Below are 18,593 nucleotides of genomic sequence, written 5' to 3' on the forward strand. Positions count from 1 at the left end.
TTAGAAACCATAGCCGATCTCCAGCGCGAAGGTGCGGCCCCGTTCGTAGCTGGCATAGGTGTCGTTGACCGTCATCTTGTTTTTTTCATTGGTGATGTTTTCGATGGTCAGTTTCACATCGAGGCGCTGGTTGCGGTACACACGCGGATTCCAGTTCACAACGGTATCGATGGCATTCGACTGGGGCAAGCGGGTCTTCTCGTAGTTTTCCAAGGTCGCGCCTTCGTGGACGAAGGTGCCGTTACGCAAAATTTTCTCGTAGCCACCGCGCATGCGCAAAATATTGCTGACGGTCAGGCTATGCGCAGGCCAGGTGCTCATGGCGCCGATGCGCAAGGTCCAGGGACGGTTGTAGTTCTCGGCAGGTTGCTCCGAATACCGGATCACCTTGCAGTCGTAGCGGATCAGGTCGTCGCGCAACATCGCCGAACCGTAGTTTTCCGCATAGGTCGCATAGTTGGATTTGACATCACTCTTGTTCACCGCGATCCACATGCGGTTGGCCACGTCGCCGATCTTGAAGGCGCGCGCATTGGACCAGCTGAGCGTGATGTCCTTGGTGTCGCTGCCGCCGTCATTGCTGAAAATATAGCAGCTGTTGCTGTTGCAATCGGTCTGGCCCGAGCGTACCAGGCGCACCACCTGGTCCTTGCCGTTACGATGCGTGAATCGCAGGCTCAAGGGGCCGGCCAGCAAGTCCGAGTCATAGGTGACGCCAGCGGTCAGCTCGTCGTCATACGGCGACTTCATGTCTTCCAGGCGGTTCAGGGGCTTGCTGGTGGTGGCCGCGCCCCAGGCCAGGTTGTTGGTGCGCGTTTGCGTCGTCAGCAGGGTATTGGCTTTTTCCTGCAGCGCATAGGCAAACAGGTTGCGGCCGTAATAGCGGTTGGCGCCGACATCGAGGTACAAGGGGTCCGTCACCTGCCAGCCCAATTTCAGGCGCGGCGCGAAATTGGTGCCGCCGGCCAGGCTGTCCTTGTCGCCGCGCACGCCGACGCGCAGGGTCAGGTTGCGCCAGGTCGCCTCGTCTTCCGCATAGGCGGCCCAGGAATTGCTTTCAATATCAAACTTGCCCGCGTGATAGGTCATCAGGCGGCCGAAATACTGGCCTGCGTTCTGGCGCGGTGTCCTGGTGACCGAGCACGCTTCCGTATCGACCGTGCCGTCGGGCAGGGTGCAGCGCGAGGCGGCGCCGGTGGTCGGCAAATTGGCTGGCGTCAGATAGTAAAAATGGTCTTTCAGGCGTTCGTAATTGGCTTCCTGGTGGCGCAGTTCTGCGCCCGCCGTGGCGCGATGCCGGGTCTGGCCCAGGTTGAACGGCTCGAATGCGGCACGGAACTTGTACTGCATGGTTTGTATTTCCTGGTCGATATCGCCGCGCGCGCCCTCGCCACTGGTCGGATTGGTGCTGCCAGTCGGGTCGCCCCAGTTCTTGTCGGTCGACCAGCGCCAGGCGCGGTAATAATCGGCATCGCTGCGGCGCGACTGCTCGTTCTTGGAATACGATACCTGGTGCGTCAGCCTGGCCAAGTCGTAGCGCGATTCCCACTTGCCGCTCAGATTCAGACCGCCGCTATCGATGGTGTAATTGCTGTCGCGGTAGTTTTCCATGAAATAGGTATTCGACGACGGCGCATACACCACCGTCACTTCGCCCTTGTGGCGGCTGTCGGCCGGCGAGTAGTCGGCCTTGAGCAGCATGGTATCTTGCTGCCGGGTCTGCGTGACTTCGCGGCTGGCGGTGGTGCCGGCGTTTTCGGTATTGAAACGCTTGAGCGGAATCTCGGATTTGCGGCGCACCACGTTCATCAGCACGCCCCAGCTGTCGCTGGGCCGCGCTTCCACCGTGGTTTTATATGTCCATTTCTTGAAATGCGGCTGCAGATCGGCATTCGCCGAGTCTTCGAATTCTTCCTGGCGGGCCGGATCGATGAACAGCTTGCTCCAGCTGGAGGAGCTGTAGCCCACCGAGACATTGCCGCCAAACTTCTTGCGTGCAGAACAGACGGTAGCGCTGACCACGCCGCCGGTAAAACGGCCATACTCGGCCGAGACATTGGAATCCTTGACATCGATCTCGCACAAGATGCTGCTGTCGATGGCCAGCGCCTGCGAGCCGCCCGGTATCTGGTCGACGCTGGTGGTGGTGATCTTGTTGCCCGGATCGATATCGTTGGAAATTGAGATGCCGTCGACCAGGATTTCATTCTGGTACGGCTTGGCGCCATGGATGCTGATCTCGGCCGGCGCGATTTCGCCGCCGGTGGCCGACGCCAGCGACGTTTCGGCGTACTGGATGTTCGGGTTCAGTTTCAGCTGGCTGGTCATGTCGCCGTTAATGGCCGGCATGTTGCGGATCATTTCACGGTCCATGCGCTCGACCGTCGGCAGCGTCTTTGCTTCGACGGTAATTTCCGACAGCGTGTGCGCCGGCCGCTTTTCGGCCGCCGAACGCTCGTCGCGCACAGCGGCTGGAACAGGACGGGCGCGCAGGATATAGCCGCCCGAGGCCCCCATCACGACTTCAAATCGGGAATCGGCCAGCAGGGCCTGGAAGCCCGACGGCACATCGTATTTGCCTTGCAATCCACGCGACTGCAGACCCTGCAGCAAGGCGGCGTCAAACACCAGGATGACACCGGATTCGGCGGCAAAGCGGTTCAGCACATCGGCCAGCGGAGCAGAGCCCAGCGCATAGGTTTTCGCCGGCGCCGGGCGCGGCGGCGCGTCGGCGGCAAGAACGGGCAGGATGACGCCAGCGCTTAACAGCGCGGCCAGCAGGGGACGCAGTTTGCGTACAGGAAAAGAAACGGGGACAGCGCTATCGGCAACAAGAGTCATTTTTCGTCTACAAATAATGGGCTTATCTGTAGGCCGAAGCAATATCGAAAAAGGACAGTCGATAGTAAAAAATATTTTAACGGGGCCGCAGCCGCCAGCCCGCTGCCGTGCGTTCCGCGCGGATGGCCAGCACATCGGCCAGGGTATAGAGCGAGCGTTCCGCCGCATCGATCTGGTAAGTGCCGGAAACACGGCGGCTGGCCAGCGCCGGCGCCACCTCGACCGCCTGCCCAGAATACAGGGCGAACTGAGCGGCAAATTCTGGCAGGGGCGTATCGAGCGCCATCAGCAGGCCACGGGTCCAGGCATCGTCGGCGACCGGCGACAGCTGCACCCGGCCGCAGCCGGTGCTGGCAAAGCGCACGCGCTGTCCGGCCTGCACCGTCACCACCGGTCCGCCGGGCGTTTGCACCTGGGCCGCATGCTGCTGCACCGTCAGCATGGTGTGCGCGGCAAACTGGCTGATGGTCAAACGCGTGCCCAGCGGCCGCACCACGCCATCGCGCGAGACGATGCGTAGCGGACGTTGCTGTGCATCGCTGCCGGTGGTGAGCTGCAGCACGCCCTGGGCCAGGTAGATATCGCGGCGGTGCGCATCATAGTCCAGACCCACGCGCGTGTTGGAGCCGAGCCAGGCACGGCCGCCGTCCGGCAGGGTTACCAGGCGGCGCTCGCCGCGCGCGCTGGCCAGCCAGCGGATCGGCGCGCGCTCGGGTGCGGCCGGCAGCAAGGCCCAGCCCATGCCGGTGGTAAAGGCCACGCCGATGCAAGCCATCAGCTGGCGCCGCGATTTCCGTTCGGGTTTGCTTTTGCGGGATTCGCGCACAGGCGTGCGCAGAATATGGGCCGCCTGCAACGGCGCGCCGGCCAGCAGGCTTTGCAGACGCTCGACTTTTGCCCATGCCTGCTGGTGCGCCGGCGCCGCGTCATGCCACTGCTGCCAGCGGCGCAGCGCTTCGGCGCCGCCCTCCTCCGCCAGCGAAACAAACCATTCCGCCGCCGCTTCCAGGTGCAGGTCTTCGACGTCCGTAGTGCTTAAAGACATTGCAGACATTGCAAGACGGCCTTTCGCATATATTGTTTGACACTGCTGACAGACACGTCGAGCTCCTGCGCAATTGTCGCATAGTCGAGGCCGTCGATCTGCGCCAGCAAGAAGGCCTGCCGTACTTTCGGCCCCAGCCCGGCCAGCATGCGGTCTATCGTCAGCAGCGTTTCCAGCAGGATGGCGCGCTCCTCGGGCGAAGGCTGCAGCGCTTCCGGCATGTGCGCCAGTTCCGCCAGGTAAGCCTGTTCCAGGTCGCTGCGGCGGAAGTGGTCGACCATCAGGCCGCGCGCGATGGTGGCCAGGTAGGATTTCGGCTGCACGATCTCGGCGGCGCTGGTGCCGGACTGCAAGATGCGTACGAAAGTGTCCTGCACGAAGTCGGCGGCGCGATGCGAGCAATGCCCGAGCCGCGCCCGCAGCCAGCTGTTCAGCCAGCCGCGATGCTCACGATACAGACTCTCAACACTGACCTCCACCCGGCACCCCCCATCATTAAATGAGAACCATTATCATTTAAAAGTGGAATTGTCACAAGCATTCCTTTACTATTTGTTACTGGCAGATCACGAAATGCAACAGCAATTCCTTGATCCAAGGCAAGGCATTTGCGCCGCCACCGGCCTACAATCGCCGGCTTTGCCTATCCCTGCCATGCGCCACGCTCCCGAATTACTCCTGCCTGCCGGCTCGCTGGCCAAGATGCACGCCGCCTTCGACTATGGCGCCGACGCCGTCTACGCGGGGCAGCCGCGCTACAGCCTGCGCGTGCGCAATAACGACTTTTCCACCTTGCAGGCGCTGCAGGAAGGCATCGAAGGCGCGCATGCGCGCGGCAAGCAGTTCTTTGTCGCCAGCAATATCTTCGCCCACAATGCCAAGCTGAAAACTTATTTGCGCGACATGGAACCGGTGATCGCCATGCGCCCCGATGCGCTGATCATGGCCGACCCCGGTCTGATCATGATGGTGCGCGACAAGTGGCCGGACGTGCCCGTACACCTGTCGGTGCAGGCGAATGCCGTCAACTGGGCCGACGTGAAATTCTGGCACCGCATGGGCCTGACGCGCGTGATTTTGTCGCGCGAACTGTCGCTCGACGAGATCGAGGAAATCCGCCAGCGCTGCCCGGAAATGGAACTGGAAGTATTCGTGCATGGCGCGCTGTGCATCGCGTATTCGGGCCGCTGCCTGCTATCCGGCTACTTCAACCACCGCGACCCGAACCAGGGCACGTGCACCAATTCCTGCCGCTGGGACTACAAAGTGAAAAACGCGAACGAGGACGCCAGCGGCGACCTGGGCGCGATGCAGGTGATCCCTCTGAAATTCGAGCAGGCATTGGAACAGGCCAATTCCTTCTCGGCCCTGCACCAACAGCCGCGCCATCCGCTGGCCGACCAGCCCTATCTGATCGAGGAAGCGCAGCGCCCGGGCCAGCTGATGCCGATCCTGGAAGACGAGCACGGCACCTACATCATGAACTCGAAGGATTTGCGCGCCGTCGAGCATATCGAGCGCCTGGTCAAGATCGGCGTGCACTCGCTGAAAGTGGAAGGCCGCACCAAGTCGCTGTACTACGCGGCGCGCACGGCGCAAGTGTATCGCCAGGCGATCGACGATGCCGTCGCCGGCAGGCCCTTCGACATCAGCCTGCTGGGCCAGCTGCAGGGCCTGGCCAACCGCGGCTATACCGACGGTTTCTACCAGCGCCACCATACGCAGACCCACCAGAACTATATGCGCGGCGCGTCCGAGGCGGACCGCAGCCAGTACGTGGGCGACGTGCTGAGCGTGGAAAACGGCTGGGCCAGGATCGACGTGAAAAACCGCTTTGCCGTCGGCGACCGCATCGAAGTGATGCACCCGGCCGGCAACCGCGATATCGCCATCACGCGCATGCTCAATGACGCCGGCGACGAGATTGCCGTGGCGCCGGGCAGCGGGCACTTCGTGCGGATTGAACTCGATGGGGCAATGGACAAGGCACTGCTGGCCCGCTATCTGTAAGAAAAACGTTCAGCCGGGGTGGCCGACAAAGTTCACCCGCACGCGCTGGGCTCTTCTGCTCATGCCGCTGTATTGCACCTGCAGCGCTTCGCGCCACAGCCCCCGCACCTCGTCTTCCTTGTGCCACAACGGCGCGGGCATGCCCAGGTTAAGGTCAAACGTGGTGATGTAACCGTCCTCATCCTTGGAAGTCTTGTAATGCGCGCAGGCTGAATAGATGTGGCCGTCCCACCGCAGATCGTAGAACGTCGGCGGTTCGTCTCGTTCCGGCGCCAGGCTCCCCTTCCCGCCCAGGCACGCCAGCACGGCACCGCGCTCATCATCCACGGCAAAGCAGTGGCTGAAAGACAAGACATGGCCGACTGTGCGGGGAAACAGCTTTCTTGCTTCCTCCCCGGACAACTCCACATAGCGAAATACCACGGCGCCTCCTGCAAATATACGGAACGACGAGCTTATCATTTGCATGCAACACACAGCGCCGGCCTGCCTGCCGGGCGCGCAAAGCCGTGCGCATGTGTTTGATTTTACAAAACAAACATTCGGCGATGGCGGCCAAATAATTTGTTTGGCCACCAACATTGCTATAGGATACGACCACGCCACGCCCGGGGCCGCTATCCGCATCCCGGCCGCCACTGACACGTCCACCGGAATCACCGATGCCACCTGCCACACAAGCCCTGATCACCAATGACGCCGTTGTCCTCGGCCTGCTCGCCATGACCCTGGGGGCCGTCTTCTGGTCCGCCTCGCGTACGACCGGCTTCTGGAAAAAATTCTATGCCTATATCCCGTCGCTGCTGATGTGCTATCTGATACCGGCGCTGCTCAACACCTTCGGCATTATCGACGGCAACGCCTCGGGCCTGTATGCCGTGGCGCGCGACTACCTGCTGCCCAGCGCGCTGGTACTGCTGTGCGTGGCCATCGATTTCGGCGGCATCATCCGCCTCGGCCCCAAGGCCATCATCATGTTCCTGACCGGTACGCTCGGGGTGATGCTCGGTGCCCTGGTATCGTTCGAAGCCATGCGCCTGATCCATCCGGAAACAGTGGCCGGCGACACCTGGCGCGGCATGACCACCGTGGCCGGTTCGTGGATAGGCGGCGGCGCCAACCAGGCGGCGATGAAGGAAGTGTTTGAAGTCGATGCCACCCTGTTCGGCCAGTTCGTCGCCGTCGATGTGCTGGTGGCCAATGTCTGGACCGCCGTGCTGCTGTTCCTGGCAGGGCGGGCCGGCGCCTTCGACCGCTGGACGGGCGCCGACTTGTCCGCCATCAATGCGCTCAAGGACAGCATCGAAAGCTACCGTGCCCAGCATGCGCGCATCGCCACTCTGACCGACGTGATGATGATACTCGGCGTGGGCCTGGGCGTGACGGGGCTGTCGCACTTCCTTGCCGGCCCCACTATCGCCTGGATCAATACCCTGCCGGCCGAATGGCGCTTGCAGGACTACAGCCTGACCTCGAATTTCTTCTGGATCGTCGTCTTCGCCACCACCTTCGGCCTGCTGCTGAGCTTTACCCGGGCGCGCAGCCTGGAGGGCGCCGGCGCCTCGACCATCGGCTCGGCCATGCTGTACGTGCTGGTGGCCACCATCGGCATGCATATGGACTTGGGTGCCCTGCTCGACAAGCCGTTTTTGTTCCTGCTGGGCCTGATCTGGATCGCGGTCCATGGCGGCCTGATGCTGCTGGTCGCCAAGCTGATCCGCGCCCCGCTGTTCTTCATGGCGGTCGGCTCGCAAGCCAATATCGGCGGCGCCGCCTCGGCGCCCGTGATCGCCAGCGCCTTCCACCCGGCGCTGGCGCCGGTGGGCGTGCTGCTGGCCGTGCTCGGCTACGCGCTGGGTACTTACGGCGCCTATATTACCGGACTGATATTGCGCGGCATGGCGGGGTAAGAGTTTCCACCTGGCGCAGTCCGCAGGTAGCCCTCGCGGCTGCCTGTGATCCTTCGCAATGTTTTGACCTTACAAACCAGCAACAATCATCAAACGCGCTGACCTCCACGCGCACCTGGCTTTTTCCCCACTAGACAGCGAACAGCGGAGACGGTGACATGAAATCGCTCTTCTTCCTTGCTCTCCCGCTTGTTCTCGGCGTCGGCATGGCGCAATCCGCGCAACAGTGGCTGTTTTCTTACCAGCCGGTCCAAGGACACTATGTGATCTACGGTGGCGGTTTGGGCGACCCGCTACCACCGAGCAGCAAGGACAAGCGCATCGCGTTCCGGATCGACGGCAAAGCGGCAAAGCAACTGTTCGATGCGATGGGTCCGGACTTGCGCAATACCTGCGGTGTGGAGGGTGAAAACCGTTTGCGCCAACGGGCGCACGTGAGCTGTTCCTATCATCCTCGGGATGGCCATCATTGCGACTTCGGTTTCGATCTGCTGAGCGGGCACAGCATCGGCGGCTCCACATGCTGAAACGCGCCAGCCTGCTTTTTGCCGCTGCGCTATGCCTGTTGCTGGCACACCAAGCCCGCGCGGTCTGGGAGTATGTCCAAAGGGATTTTTCAGCTTCCTACGCCATTTATGGCGCTTATCTCGATGACCCCGTGCCTCCCGTTGCCGGCGATACCAAGGTCGCCTTTCGTTTGAGGGGCACAGCCGCAAAGGACATGTTCGAGGCCATCGGTCCCGATTTGCCCGATGGCTGTCCCGACCCACAAATCCGCCTGCGCAACCGCGACATGCTGCTGTGCCGCCATCGCGCCCAGGATGGCTATCGCTGCGAGTTCGGTTTCGATCTGTCGACAGGACTCAGTATCGGTGGCTCGGTCAGCGGCGAAATATGCAAACCGTAAGCATTTTTCACATCTTGGCGGCCTGAAAAAACGCTCCAAAACGTAGCAGAATCCCCTCCAAACAAAATTTCCACACCATTTTCGTGCAAAATCTGCGAAGATAGTTGCCCAAATAACTGTTTACCTCCATGGAATTCTGATGAAATACGCATCTGCTCACGAGTATGTCCAGCATGTCGCCGCACGCAATCCAGGTCAACCCGAGTTTCTGCAAGCCGTCACGGAAGTGATGGAAAGCTTGTGGCCGTTCTTGGAGCAGCACCCGAAATACGCGGAGCAAGGCTTGCTGGAACGCTTGATCGAGCCGGAACGCGTGGTGATGTTTCGCGTATCGTGGGTCGACGACCATGGCCAGGTGCAGGTCAACCGCGGCTATCGCATCCAGCACAGCATGGCCATCGGGCCGTACAAGGGCGGCATCCGTTTCCACCCGTCCGTCAATCTGTCGGTGCTGAAATTTTTGGCATTCGAGCAGACCTTCAAGAATGCGCTGACGACCTTGCCGATGGGTGGCGGCAAGGGTGGGGCCGATTTCGATCCCAAGGGCAAGAGCTCGGGCGAGGTGATGCGCTTCTGCCAGGCGTTTGTCAGCGAACTGTTCCGCCATGTGGGCGCGGACACGGACGTGCCGGCCGGCGATATCGGCGTTGGCGGGCGCGAGATCGGCTATATGGCCGGCATGATGAAAAAGCTCAGCAACCGCGCCGACTGCGTGTTTACGGGCAAGGGCGCCAGCTATGGCGGCTCGCTGATGCGCCCGGAAGCGACCGGCTATGGCACCGTCTATTTTGCACAGGAAATGCTGACAACCCGCGGCACCTCGTTCGAAGGCAAGCGCGTGAGCATCTCCGGCTCGGGCAATGTGGCGCAATATGCGGTGGAAAAAGCGCTGGCGATGGGCGCGAAAGTCGTCACGGTGTCCGATTCGAGCGGCACCATCATCGATGAAGACGGTTTTACCACCGACAAGCTGGCGATCCTGATGGAGATCAAGAACCATCTGTACGGCAGGGTCAGCGATTACGCCGAACGCACGGGCGTGCGCTTCGAAGCGGGCGTGTCGCCATGGCATGTGCCGGTCGATATCGCCCTGCCCTGCGCCACGCAGAACGAGCTGACGCTGGACGACGCGCGCACCCTGATCGCCAATGGCGTGCAGTGCGTGGCAGAAGGCGCCAATATGCCGACCACCATCGAAGCGGCCAAGGCCTTCGAGGCGGCCGGCGTGCTGTACGCCCCGGGCAAGGCCAGCAATGCGGGCGGGGTGGCGACATCCGGCCTGGAAATGAGCCAGAACGCGGCGCGCCTGTCGTGGCCGCGCGAGGAAGTCGATGCGCGCCTGCTGCAGATCATGCAGGGCATCCATGCCGCGTGCAAGCGCTACGGCACGCGCGCCGACGGCACGGTCAGCTATGTCGATGGCGCCAATATCGCCGGCTTTGTGAAGGTGGCCGACGCGATGCTGGCGCAGGGGGTGATTTAAGCCGTCGCCGAGGTCAACAATGTTGTCGGATTACGCGCTGCGCGCTAATCCGACCTACGGCTGTCAACGCATTTCCGGCTTCATCAGACTCTTGCGGCTGATGGTGCGGCCCGAGACCATGAACTCGCCATTGCCCCGGTAATGCAGGGTTTCGGGCAGCTTGGGCGAGGTGGCCACATGGGCTTTCACGCATTCGAAAATGAAGAAGCCGCCCTTGGGGTTGCCCGCCACCTGCGCCAGTTTGCATTCGAAGTTGGCGTAGCATTCGGCGATCAGGGGCGCGCCGACTTTCTCGGCCGGCTGCGCCGTCAGGCCGAAGGTGGTGAATTTATCGGTGTCTTCGCCGCTGCAGTTGCCGATCGCCACCACCTGGTCGACCATGTCCGAGGTCGGCAGGTTGATCACGCATTCCATGCTGCGCTTGATCATTTCGTAGCTGTGGTTGGCGTCGGAAATAAAGCAGCCCAATAGCGAGGGCGTGAACTCCATCAGCATGTGCCAGCCCATGGTCATGATGTCGCTTTCGCCCTTCCAGGTGGAGCTGACCAGCACCACCGGCCCCGGTTCGAGAAAGCGGCGGATATCGGCGACGGGATAATCTTCTTTGTGATAATTTTTCATGGCAGCTCCTGGACTCGTCAACCTCCAGCATAGCCCAACAGTACCGTGCCGGGCGCGCAGCTGAAGCCGCAATCGTTGACGTTCATCGCAAATTTTCCCATTTGCTCAAATTGCAACTTAGAATAGACGGATCAACCTTACAAGGAAATCGCCATGCGCCACCTGCTCCTGTTCGCCGCCCTCGTTGCCAGCCCATTGGTCCATGCCGACGAGCAGACCCGCCCGGTCACTGCCTTCAACGCCATCGATATCCGCGGCCCGATCAGCATCGAAGTGGAATCGGGCAAGGAGCACAGCCTGGTGCTGCGCGGCGACCAGAAATTCCTCGGCGGCGTGATCACGGAAGTGGTCAATGGCGAACTGAAGATTTCCATGAAGGACAAGACCATCAAGAAGGTAGAAGGCGATCCGCGCGTGATCGTTACCATGCCGCAGTTGCGCAAGCTGATCGCCGATGGCGCCGGCGAAAAAATCCTCACCAAGCTGAACGGCCCACGCGTCGATATCAGCTACCAGGGCGCCGGGCGCCTGCTGGCTGACGGCAAGATCGACTGGCTGCGCCTGAAAGCCCAGGGCGTGGGCGAAGTCGATACGCAAGCCTTGCTGGCAAAAAACGTCGACGTCAATTTCGACGGCATCGGCTCGGTCAAAGTGTATTCCTCGGGCGAACTGAACGCCGTGGTGCGCGGCATGGGCGAATTGGTGTATTACGGCAAGCCGAAGATCGTGCACAAGTCGGTGGCCGGCATTGGCAGCGTCAGCGCGGCCAAATAAGCTTTCTGCGGTGCGCCGCCATCGCTGATTTTTCACCACACTCCATGGACGGGCACGGCACCCCGCCGCGCCGTCCACGGAGACCGCCATGCCCGAAGGACCATCGATCGTTATCCTGCGCGAACTGGCCGAGCCGTTTGAAGGCAAGACCATCGCGCACGCCAGCGGCAACAGCAAGACCATTCATATAGACGAACTGGAAGGCCAGCCGCTGCTGGGCGTCGCCAGCTGGGGCAAGCATTTTTTGCTGCGCCTGGCGGACCGTTCCTTGCGCGTCCATTTCCTGCTGTTTGGCAGTTACCGCATCAACGAGCGCAAGGACGCCGTGCCGCGCTTGCAGCTGACGTTTGACGATGGCGACGAACTCAATTTCTATGCCTGTTCCGTCAAGGAGATCGGCGACGATCTCGATAGCGAATACGACTGGCGCGGCGACGTCATGAACGACGCCTGGGACCCGGCGCTGGCACGCAAGAAACTGCGTGCCCACCCCGCCATGCTGGCCTGCGACGCGCTGCTGGACCAGGATATCTTTGCCGGGGTCGGCAATATCATCAAGAACGAAGTGCTGTTCCGCATCCGTGTCCATCCGCTGTCCACCATCGCCGCCCTGCCCGCGCCCAAGCTGCGTGCGCTGGTTGAACAGGCGCGGCAATACAGCTTCGATTTCCTGGAGTGGAAGAAGGCCGGCACCCTGAAGGCGCACTGGCTGGCGCATGCGAAAAAAACCTGTCCGCGCTGCCATATTGCGCTGCACAAGGCCTATCTGGGCAAGACCGGCCGCCGCAGTTTTTTCTGCCCGCGCTGCCAGAAACAATATGACGGAAACGATGGGCTATCATCGCCAGACCATAACAATACGAAGGAGACAGCATGAGCATCGATACCACTGCGCCGCTGGTACTGCGCGAAAACACCGGCGGCCTGGCCACCCTGCGCCTGAACCGTCCGCTGCAATTCAATGCTTTGTCGGAAGCGATGCTGGCGGCGCTGCAGGCCGAACTCGACATCATCGCCGGCCAGCCCGAGGTGCGCTGCGTGGTGCTGGCGGCCGAAGGCAAGGCGTTTTGCGCCGGCCACGACTTGCGCGAAATGCAGGCCACGCGCAAGCTCGACTATTACAAGGCGCTGTTCGCACAGTGTTCGCGCGTCATGCGGTGGATACAGGAATTGCCGGTGCCGGTGATTGCGCGCGTGCATGGCATCGCCACGGCGGCCGGCTGCCAGCTGGTGGCCAGCTGCGACCTGGCGGTGGCCGGCGCCTCGGCGCGCTTTGCCGTGTCCGGCATCAACGTGGGCCTGTTCTGCGCCACGCCGTCGGTGGCCTTGTCGAGGAATGTGTCGGCCAAGCGCGCCTTCGAGATGCTGGTAACGGGCCGCTTTATCGATGCGGCTACGGCAGCCGACTGGGGCCTGATCAACGCGGCCGTGGCCGACGAAGCGCTCGACGACGAGGTGGCACGGCTGGCGCAAAGCATCATGGACAAGAGCCCGGCGGCAGTGCGCCATGGCAAGGCGATGTTCTACCGCCAGCGGCAAATGGCGCTGGCCGAGGCGTATGCCTATGCGGGCGAAGTGATGGCGAAAAACATGATGGAGGAAGACGCCAGCGAAGGCGTTGCTGCCTTCCTGGAAAAACGCTCGCCGAACTGGCGAGCGTGAGCTGAAGCTTAGCGGTTTTCCTTCATCTGCTGCTGTGCCGACGCGCTGAGCTTGTTCAGATCGTCCTGGCCCAGCAGCGGCAGTTGCGACAGCAGGTGTGACAGGGTCGAGCTGCCCACCGTATCGAGTTCCGACGACTGCACCAGCACCGTGCCGGCGCCCGTGAAGTCGATCTGCTTTTCTTCACCCGACAGGGTAAAGCCCGTCAGCGCGCCGGCCGCCGAAGCCCAGCCCTGCACGTGGGCGTAATCGTAGTGATACGAGGGGCTGGGGCAATCGGCCCAGCCCAGCACGGCCTGCTCGTCGACCCGGCAAGGTAGCTCCAGGAAGTGCACCGGGCCATTCGACGAGGCGATCACCTTGCCGGTGCCGATCATGGTCAGGTAGCCTGGCAGGGTCGATTCCTGGCAGACCACGTCCTTGGTAAAACCCAGCAGGTTTTTCGCGCGGATGGTCATGTTGGCGTTATCGAGGTCATAGCAGGCCAGGTCGTTGCCATTGTCGCCGAGTATCAACTGGCCCTGGCCGTTCGCCACCACGAAATGGTGCACATACTTGGGCGCATTGAAGGCCGTGCGCACGATCAGGTCGAGCACGCTGCTGCCCATGGCTTCGAAGCGCAGCTCGCCATAGAAGGCGATCATCTTGCCCTTGCGAATGAAGATCTGTTCCTTGACGTCGATCACGTACGAGAAGCGGTTCAGGTTATCGTTTTTGGGCAAGGTGGAGGGATTGTAGATCGTCATGGCTTACCTTTCGCTCGCTTGAATATAGACCGTGCCCTGGCCCGTGAATTTCACCTGGTACGATTCGCCCGAGGCCTGGCCGACAAAGGTTTTCCAGTTCAGGTCGGTGACGATATTGGAACTGAGCTGGCCCGTGTGGCCGATATAGGCTTGCGGGTCGACAAACACCGGCACGTCGTGCGTGACCGGCAGGCCGATGGTATTGCCGTCGGACAAAATCGCCACTTCGCCCGTGCCCTGCAAGGTGGTGGTAAACAAGCCCTGGCCCGATACCGCGCCGCGCACCACGCCCTGGATGCCGCCCTGGTTGCCGAGGAGCATGGTACCGGCCGTCAGGCGGGCGTCGAAGGCCAGCAGGGTATCGCTTTCCACATACAAAGTTTCGCCGCGCACGGGAATGATGGTGACGAACAGGCCGGCATGCGCGTAGTACACGCTGCCGCTGCCCTTGGCCGCCATCATGGCGTAGCCTTCGTTGGTGACGGCGCGCATGGCCAGGCTTTGCACGCCCTGGCCCGCCAAAAAGGAGCGGCTGAACTGCACCTCGCCCTGGTAGGACACCATGGCGCCCTTGCGCGCGAATACTTCTTCGTTGCTGAGTTTGACCTCGAGCATTTTTTCATTGATCTGCTGATAAACCGGCATCGCGTGGCTCCTGGCTGCTTAACGTTCGGCGGGCTGGATATACACCACGCCCTGGCCGGTGAATTTGTGCTGGTAGGACTCGCCCGAGCTTTGTCCTATCATCGTGCGCCAGTTGACGTCGAATACGAATTCCTGGCGGATATCGCCCTTGAAGCCGACAAAGGCGTCCGGGTCCACGCGCAGCGGTGTCGATGGGGTCACTTCCAGCATGATCAGATTGCCCTGCGAAATGACAGCGATATTGCCGCTGCCTTCCACCGTGGTGGAAAACAGGCCCTGGCCCGAGCTGGCGCCGCGCAGGCCGGCAAAGCTGGTCCCGGTTTTGAGGCTGGTATCGTAGGCCAGCAGGCTGCTGCTTTCGATGGTCAGTTTTTCGCCGGCCAGCGCCAGCACGGTAATCTCGAACGCATTGTGCGCAAAGAACACGGTGCCGTTGCCGGAGGCCTGCATCAGTTGCATGCCCTCGTTCGTCACCTTGCGCTTGAGCGCGCCAAAGATGCCTTCGCCGCCCAATAGGGATTTTTCAAACTTGATGCTGCCCGTGTAGGCGACCATGGCGCCGGCGATCGCCAGCACTTTTTCGTCCTGCAGGCGCACTTCGAGCAGGCGGTCGGTATTGTTGCGGAAACTGGTCACTCGCGATCCTCCTGAAATGCCAGGCAACACAGCCATGGCTGAACGACAAGATACCGGCGGACATGCTTGCGTGCAAGTGCTATTCCTATCGAACGGCGCCTGCCTGCGGCGTTCAACGCTGCAGCGGCAAATGGCTGTGCTTGAGCTGGCGCAGCACAAAGCTCGACTTGCTGTGGCGAATGCCGGGAATTTTATACAGCCGCTCGCGCAGTAGCCGCTCGTAGTCGCGCGTGTCGCTGACCGCGATGCGCAGATAGTAATCATAGTCGCCCGACACCAAAAAGGCCTCCAGCACTTCCGGTATCAGCGCCAGCGCATGGCCGAATTCGAACAGCGCCTGGTCGGAATGGTCGTCCAGCGTGACCTGCACGATGACGGTGTCGGCCAGCCCCACTTTGGCCGCATTGACCTGCACCGTGTAGCCTTCGATCACACCGTCTTCCTCCATGCGCTTGATGCGGGCCCAGCAGGGTGACGACGTCAGCCCCACCTGGCTGCTGAGTTCCTGCAGGCTGATGCGGGCGTCCTGCTGCAGGGCGGACAGGATGGCAAGGTCGAATTTATCGAGTTTCATTCCGCACTTTCTCTGTTTGGCAGCAAATTTTGCTGAACATCGCATTTTAATCGAGAAAAGCGGCAGCCTTTTCTGCGCCTGCCCGCAGAAAATAAGGCATGCAAACACCTCACTCTCCCCTTCCCGCCAGCAATGGCGCCAGCGTGCTGATCGACACCCTGCTGGCGCTTGGCGTCGACACCGTCTTCGGCTACCCCGGCGGCGCCGTGCTGCCGCTGTACGACGCCCTGCACGCCCAGCCACGCCTGCGCCATGTGCTGGTGCGCCACGAGCAGGCGGCCGTGCACGCGGCCGAAGGCTATGCCCGCAGCACCGGCCGGCCCGGCGTGGTGTTCGTCACCTCCGGCCCCGGCATGAGCAACACCACCACCGGCCTGCTCGACGCGCTGTGCGATTCGATTCCCATCATCTGCATCAGCGGCCAGGTGGCGACCACGGCGATCGGCACCAACGCCTTCCAGGAATGCGATGCGCTCGGTATTTCCCGCCCCGTCACCAAATGGAACCGCCAGATCCGCACGGCCGAGGAGACGGCGACGGTGGTGCGGGAAGCCTATATTCAAGCGATGCAGGGCCGGCCCGGTCCCGTTTTAATTGATTTTCCCAAGGACCTGCAACTGGCAGCCACGCCCCCGCCGGTATTTGTACAAGCCGCCACGCCCCCACTGCGCTTGCCCGACCTGGCCGATCTGGAACAGGCGGCCAGCCTGATCGCTGGCGCGCGCCAGCCCGTGTTTTACGGTGGCGGCGGCTTGATCAATTCCGGCGCCACTGCCTGCGCGCATTTCACGGACCTGATCGAGCTGACCGGCGCACCATGCACCTTGACCCTGCTGGGCCTGGGTGCCTGTCCGGCCTCCAGCCCGCAGTTTCTCGGCATGCTGGGCATGCATGGGACTTTGGAAGCGAACCTGGCCATGCACCATGCGGACCTGGTGGTGTGCGTGGGCGCCCGCTTCGACGACCGGGTCACGGGCAAGCTGGACGCCTTCTGCCCCGGCGCCAAGGTCATCCATGTCGATATCGACCCGGCCTCGCTCCACAAGGTGGTGCGCGCCGACGTGGCCTTGCGCGGCGACTGCGCGCCGGTGCTGGCGGCCCTGTTGGAACGATTGCGCGGACGCGCCCTGCCCGATCTGGCGCCATGGTGGCAACGCATCGGCCATTGGCGCGACGAACACTGCCTGACGTTCGACGACACGCCGAACGTCATCGCGCCGCAGGCGCTGATGCAGAGGCTGCAGGCGGCGCTGGCGGGACAGGACGCGATTGTCTCGACCGATGTCGGCCAGCACCAGATGTGGGCGGCGCAACACTTGCGCTTCGAGCAGCCGGGCCGCTGGCTGACGTCGGGCGGCGCCGGCACCATGGGCTATGGCTTGCCGGCCGCCATCGGCGCCCAGGTCGCCCACCCTGGCAAGCGCGTGGTGTGCGTCAGCGGCGACGCCTCGATCCTGATGAATATCCAGGAACTGGCCACCGCCGCGCAGCACCGCCTGCCCGTCAAAGTGGTGCTGTCGAACAATGGCTACATGGGCATGGTGCGCCAATGGCAGGAGCTGATCCACGGCGGGCGCTACAGCCACAGCTATACCGAGGCGCTGCCCGACTTCGTGGCCCTGGCGCGCGCGTTTGGCTGGCAGGCCCGCATGGTGGAACATCGGGACGAACTCGACGCGGCGCTGGCCGAGTGCATGGCCTCAAGCGGCCCGTATTTTCTCGATGTACGCGTGCATGGCGAAGAGAACTGCTTTCCCATGATGGCGCCGGGGGCGGGCCATCATCAAATCACCTTGGCGAAAGGGGTGGTCTACGCCCACACCCGATAAATCCAGTAGCTTTCATCGTTTCTGCTGGCCTGCGCCAGCTCCGTCGGCGTCAATCCCGTAATCTCCCGCGTCTCGCGGCAGAAATGCGCCTGGTCGGCATAGCCGCCCTGGCCCGCCAGATCGGACCACGACACCTTGCCCTGCAACATGGCGTCGCGCTCGTCGAGGAATAGCTGCTCGGCGCGGCGCATGCGGCGCAGGGTGCGCATGGGCTGGCCGGCCCAGGTCTTGATGCGGCGCTCGATATTGCGCGCGCCGCTGGCCAGTCCACTGGACGCCGCCTGCACGCCCAGGCGCCGCACCCAGTCGTGGATGGCGCTGGCCGGATGATCGTCCTGCTGGCGCGCCAGCTGCCAGCGCGGCGCAAGAAAATTCTCCACCAGGGCCACGCGCGCCTCATCGTCGGGCGCGGCCAGCACGGCCTGCGACAGAGATTGCCAGTCGGCGTCGAACATGTCGTCCAGCGGGCGGAACTGGTCGAGCATCGGCCCCATCGCCACGCCCGTCAGGGCATGCAGCGCGGCCGGATAAAACATCACGATGAATGAGTGCACGGGCCCGGGGTTGTAGCTGACCAGCGGATAGGAACGTGGGCCACCGAACAGCGCGGCCGGCATGCGCACGTCAGGCAGCGTCAAACCCGGCGCGGCCGCCTCCAGCTCACCCGACACCGTCCAGCTGATGCTGCACATCGGTGCGGCCGGAAAACGGTTCAGGCGCTGCGCCGGCGGCAGCGGCGCGCAAGCCGTGGTGTCGCGCACGAGAAAGGCGCGCACGCAGGAAGCGAGCGCCAGGCGCGGCGCGATCAGGCGCGTGACAGGAAGGGAGGTGGTAACCATGGCAACGATTGTAGCGAGAAACGTCGGCGAACGGGCGATGTCGTATACGTTCAAGACTTGCCGATTCAAGC

19 protein-coding genes are annotated in these 18,593 nt (G+C 62.4%); 9 read left to right on the top strand and 10 right to left on the bottom strand.

All coding sequences use genetic code 11. The annotated features are described in order from the left end of the window. From ACP7B7_RS02715 to ACP7B7_RS02725, 3 genes are all read right to left on the bottom strand, one after another. Positions 1-2,841, bottom strand: coding sequence for a TonB-dependent receptor plug domain-containing protein (locus ACP7B7_RS02715; protein WP_308923729.1), 2,841 nt, complete (start codon positions 2,839-2,841; stop codon positions 1-3). Positions 2,842-2,917: 76 nt separating this feature from the next. Continuing rightward, positions 2,918-3,886 carry a FecR domain-containing protein gene (locus tag ACP7B7_RS02720; protein ID WP_308923728.1) on the bottom strand — a complete coding sequence of 323 codons (969 nt, stop codon included), beginning with the start codon at positions 3,884-3,886 and terminating at the stop codon, positions 2,918-2,920. Continuing rightward, on the bottom strand, positions 3,877-4,365 hold the full coding sequence (locus tag ACP7B7_RS02725) for a sigma-70 family RNA polymerase sigma factor (RefSeq protein ID WP_308923727.1): 489 nt from the start codon (positions 4,363-4,365) through the stop codon (positions 3,877-3,879). Before ACP7B7_RS02725 ends, ACP7B7_RS02720 begins: the two co-directional genes overlap by 10 nt. Before the next feature lie 175 nt (positions 4,366-4,540). On the opposite strand from ACP7B7_RS02725, the gene yegQ reads away from it, so the two are divergent. Then, positions 4,541-5,896, top strand: coding sequence for a tRNA 5-hydroxyuridine modification protein YegQ (gene yegQ / locus ACP7B7_RS02730; RefSeq protein WP_308923726.1), 1,356 nt, complete (start codon positions 4,541-4,543; stop codon positions 5,894-5,896). A 9-nt stretch (positions 5,897-5,905) separates the two neighbouring features. On the opposite strand, the gene ACP7B7_RS02735 is transcribed toward yegQ, so the two are convergent. Beyond that, positions 5,906-6,319 (bottom strand): hypothetical protein, encoded by a 414-nt coding sequence (locus ACP7B7_RS02735; protein ID WP_308923725.1) that lies wholly within the window; start codon positions 6,317-6,319, stop codon positions 5,906-5,908. Positions 6,320-6,558: 239 nt separating this feature from the next. Here ACP7B7_RS02735 and ACP7B7_RS02740 point away from each other — a divergent pair, with 239 nt between their 5' ends. The 4 genes from ACP7B7_RS02740 to gdhA all read left to right on the top strand — a co-directional run bounded on the left by ACP7B7_RS02740 (position 6,559) and on the right by gdhA (position 10,196). After that, positions 6,559-7,806 (top strand): DUF819 domain-containing protein, encoded by a 1,248-nt coding sequence (locus tag ACP7B7_RS02740; protein ID WP_308923724.1) that lies wholly within the window; start codon positions 6,559-6,561, stop codon positions 7,804-7,806. Between the two features lie 158 nt (positions 7,807-7,964). Further along, positions 7,965-8,333: a hypothetical protein gene (locus ACP7B7_RS02745; RefSeq protein WP_426075647.1), complete on the top strand. Its 369-nt coding sequence runs from the start codon at positions 7,965-7,967 to the stop codon at positions 8,331-8,333. Then, positions 8,327-8,713, top strand: coding sequence for a hypothetical protein (locus ACP7B7_RS02750; RefSeq protein WP_308923722.1), 387 nt, complete (start codon positions 8,327-8,329; stop codon positions 8,711-8,713). Before ACP7B7_RS02745 ends, ACP7B7_RS02750 begins: the two co-directional genes overlap by 7 nt. Positions 8,714-8,852: 139 nt before the next feature. Further along, a complete protein-coding gene (gene gdhA, locus ACP7B7_RS02755; protein WP_308923721.1) occupies positions 8,853-10,196 on the top strand; it encodes an NADP-specific glutamate dehydrogenase in 1,344 nt (447 codons plus the stop codon). 63 nt (positions 10,197-10,259) lie between these two features. Here gdhA and ACP7B7_RS02760 read toward each other — a convergent pair whose 3' ends face one another. Further along, the gene (locus tag ACP7B7_RS02760; RefSeq protein WP_308923720.1) at positions 10,260-10,817 is read right to left on the bottom strand and encodes a flavin reductase family protein; all 558 of its coding nucleotides are present in this window, start codon (positions 10,815-10,817) and stop codon (positions 10,260-10,262) included. A gap of 153 nt (positions 10,818-10,970) precedes the next feature. Between ACP7B7_RS02760 and ACP7B7_RS02765 the strand changes: the two genes are divergently transcribed. The 3 genes from ACP7B7_RS02765 to ACP7B7_RS02775 all read left to right on the top strand — a co-directional run bounded on the left by ACP7B7_RS02765 (position 10,971) and on the right by ACP7B7_RS02775 (position 13,253). Beyond that, on the top strand, positions 10,971-11,591 hold the full coding sequence (locus ACP7B7_RS02765) for a head GIN domain-containing protein (protein WP_308923719.1): 621 nt from the start codon (positions 10,971-10,973) through the stop codon (positions 11,589-11,591). Positions 11,592-11,679: 88 nt separating this feature from the next. Continuing rightward, a complete protein-coding gene (locus ACP7B7_RS02770) occupies positions 11,680-12,468 on the top strand; it encodes a DNA-formamidopyrimidine glycosylase family protein (RefSeq protein WP_426075649.1) in 789 nt (262 codons plus the stop codon). Beyond that, complete coding sequence (locus ACP7B7_RS02775; protein WP_426075650.1) at positions 12,465-13,253, top strand: enoyl-CoA hydratase; 789 nt, start codon at positions 12,465-12,467, stop codon at positions 13,251-13,253. Before ACP7B7_RS02770 ends, ACP7B7_RS02775 begins: the two co-directional genes overlap by 4 nt. Before the next feature lie 8 nt (positions 13,254-13,261). Here ACP7B7_RS02775 and ACP7B7_RS02780 read toward each other — a convergent pair whose 3' ends face one another. The 4 genes from ACP7B7_RS02780 to ACP7B7_RS02795 all read right to left on the bottom strand — a co-directional run bounded on the left by ACP7B7_RS02780 (position 13,262) and on the right by ACP7B7_RS02795 (position 15,854). Beyond that, positions 13,262-13,999 carry an AIM24 family protein gene (locus ACP7B7_RS02780; RefSeq protein ID WP_426075651.1) on the bottom strand — a complete coding sequence of 246 codons (738 nt, stop codon included), beginning with the start codon at positions 13,997-13,999 and terminating at the stop codon, positions 13,262-13,264. Positions 14,000-14,002: 3 nt separating this feature from the next. After that, positions 14,003-14,644: an AIM24 family protein gene (locus ACP7B7_RS02785; RefSeq protein WP_426075652.1), complete on the bottom strand. Its 642-nt coding sequence runs from the start codon at positions 14,642-14,644 to the stop codon at positions 14,003-14,005. An 18-nt stretch (positions 14,645-14,662) separates the two neighbouring features. Beyond that, on the bottom strand, positions 14,663-15,280 hold the full coding sequence (locus ACP7B7_RS02790) for an AIM24 family protein (protein WP_308923715.1): 618 nt from the start codon (positions 15,278-15,280) through the stop codon (positions 14,663-14,665). 112 nt (positions 15,281-15,392) lie between these two features. After that, entirely contained in the window at positions 15,393-15,854 is a 462-nt protein-coding gene (locus ACP7B7_RS02795) for an Lrp/AsnC family transcriptional regulator (RefSeq protein ID WP_426075653.1), read from the bottom strand. A 98-nt stretch (positions 15,855-15,952) separates the two neighbouring features. On the opposite strand from ACP7B7_RS02795, the gene ilvB reads away from it, so the two are divergent. After that, positions 15,953-17,683 (top strand): biosynthetic-type acetolactate synthase large subunit, encoded by a 1,731-nt coding sequence (gene ilvB, locus ACP7B7_RS02800; RefSeq protein WP_426075654.1) that lies wholly within the window; start codon positions 15,953-15,955, stop codon positions 17,681-17,683. Here ilvB and ACP7B7_RS02805 read toward each other — a convergent pair. Next, on the bottom strand, positions 17,665-18,576 hold the full coding sequence (locus ACP7B7_RS02805; protein ID WP_426075656.1) for an AraC family transcriptional regulator: 912 nt from the start codon (positions 18,574-18,576) through the stop codon (positions 17,665-17,667). The genes ilvB and ACP7B7_RS02805 overlap by 19 nt on opposite strands. Between the last annotated feature and the right edge of the window lie 17 nt (positions 18,577-18,593).

Source organism: Janthinobacterium sp. PSPC3-1 (assembly GCF_049896105.1).
In the GTDB taxonomy this organism is placed as follows: domain Bacteria; phylum Pseudomonadota; class Gammaproteobacteria; order Burkholderiales; family Burkholderiaceae_D; genus Janthinobacterium.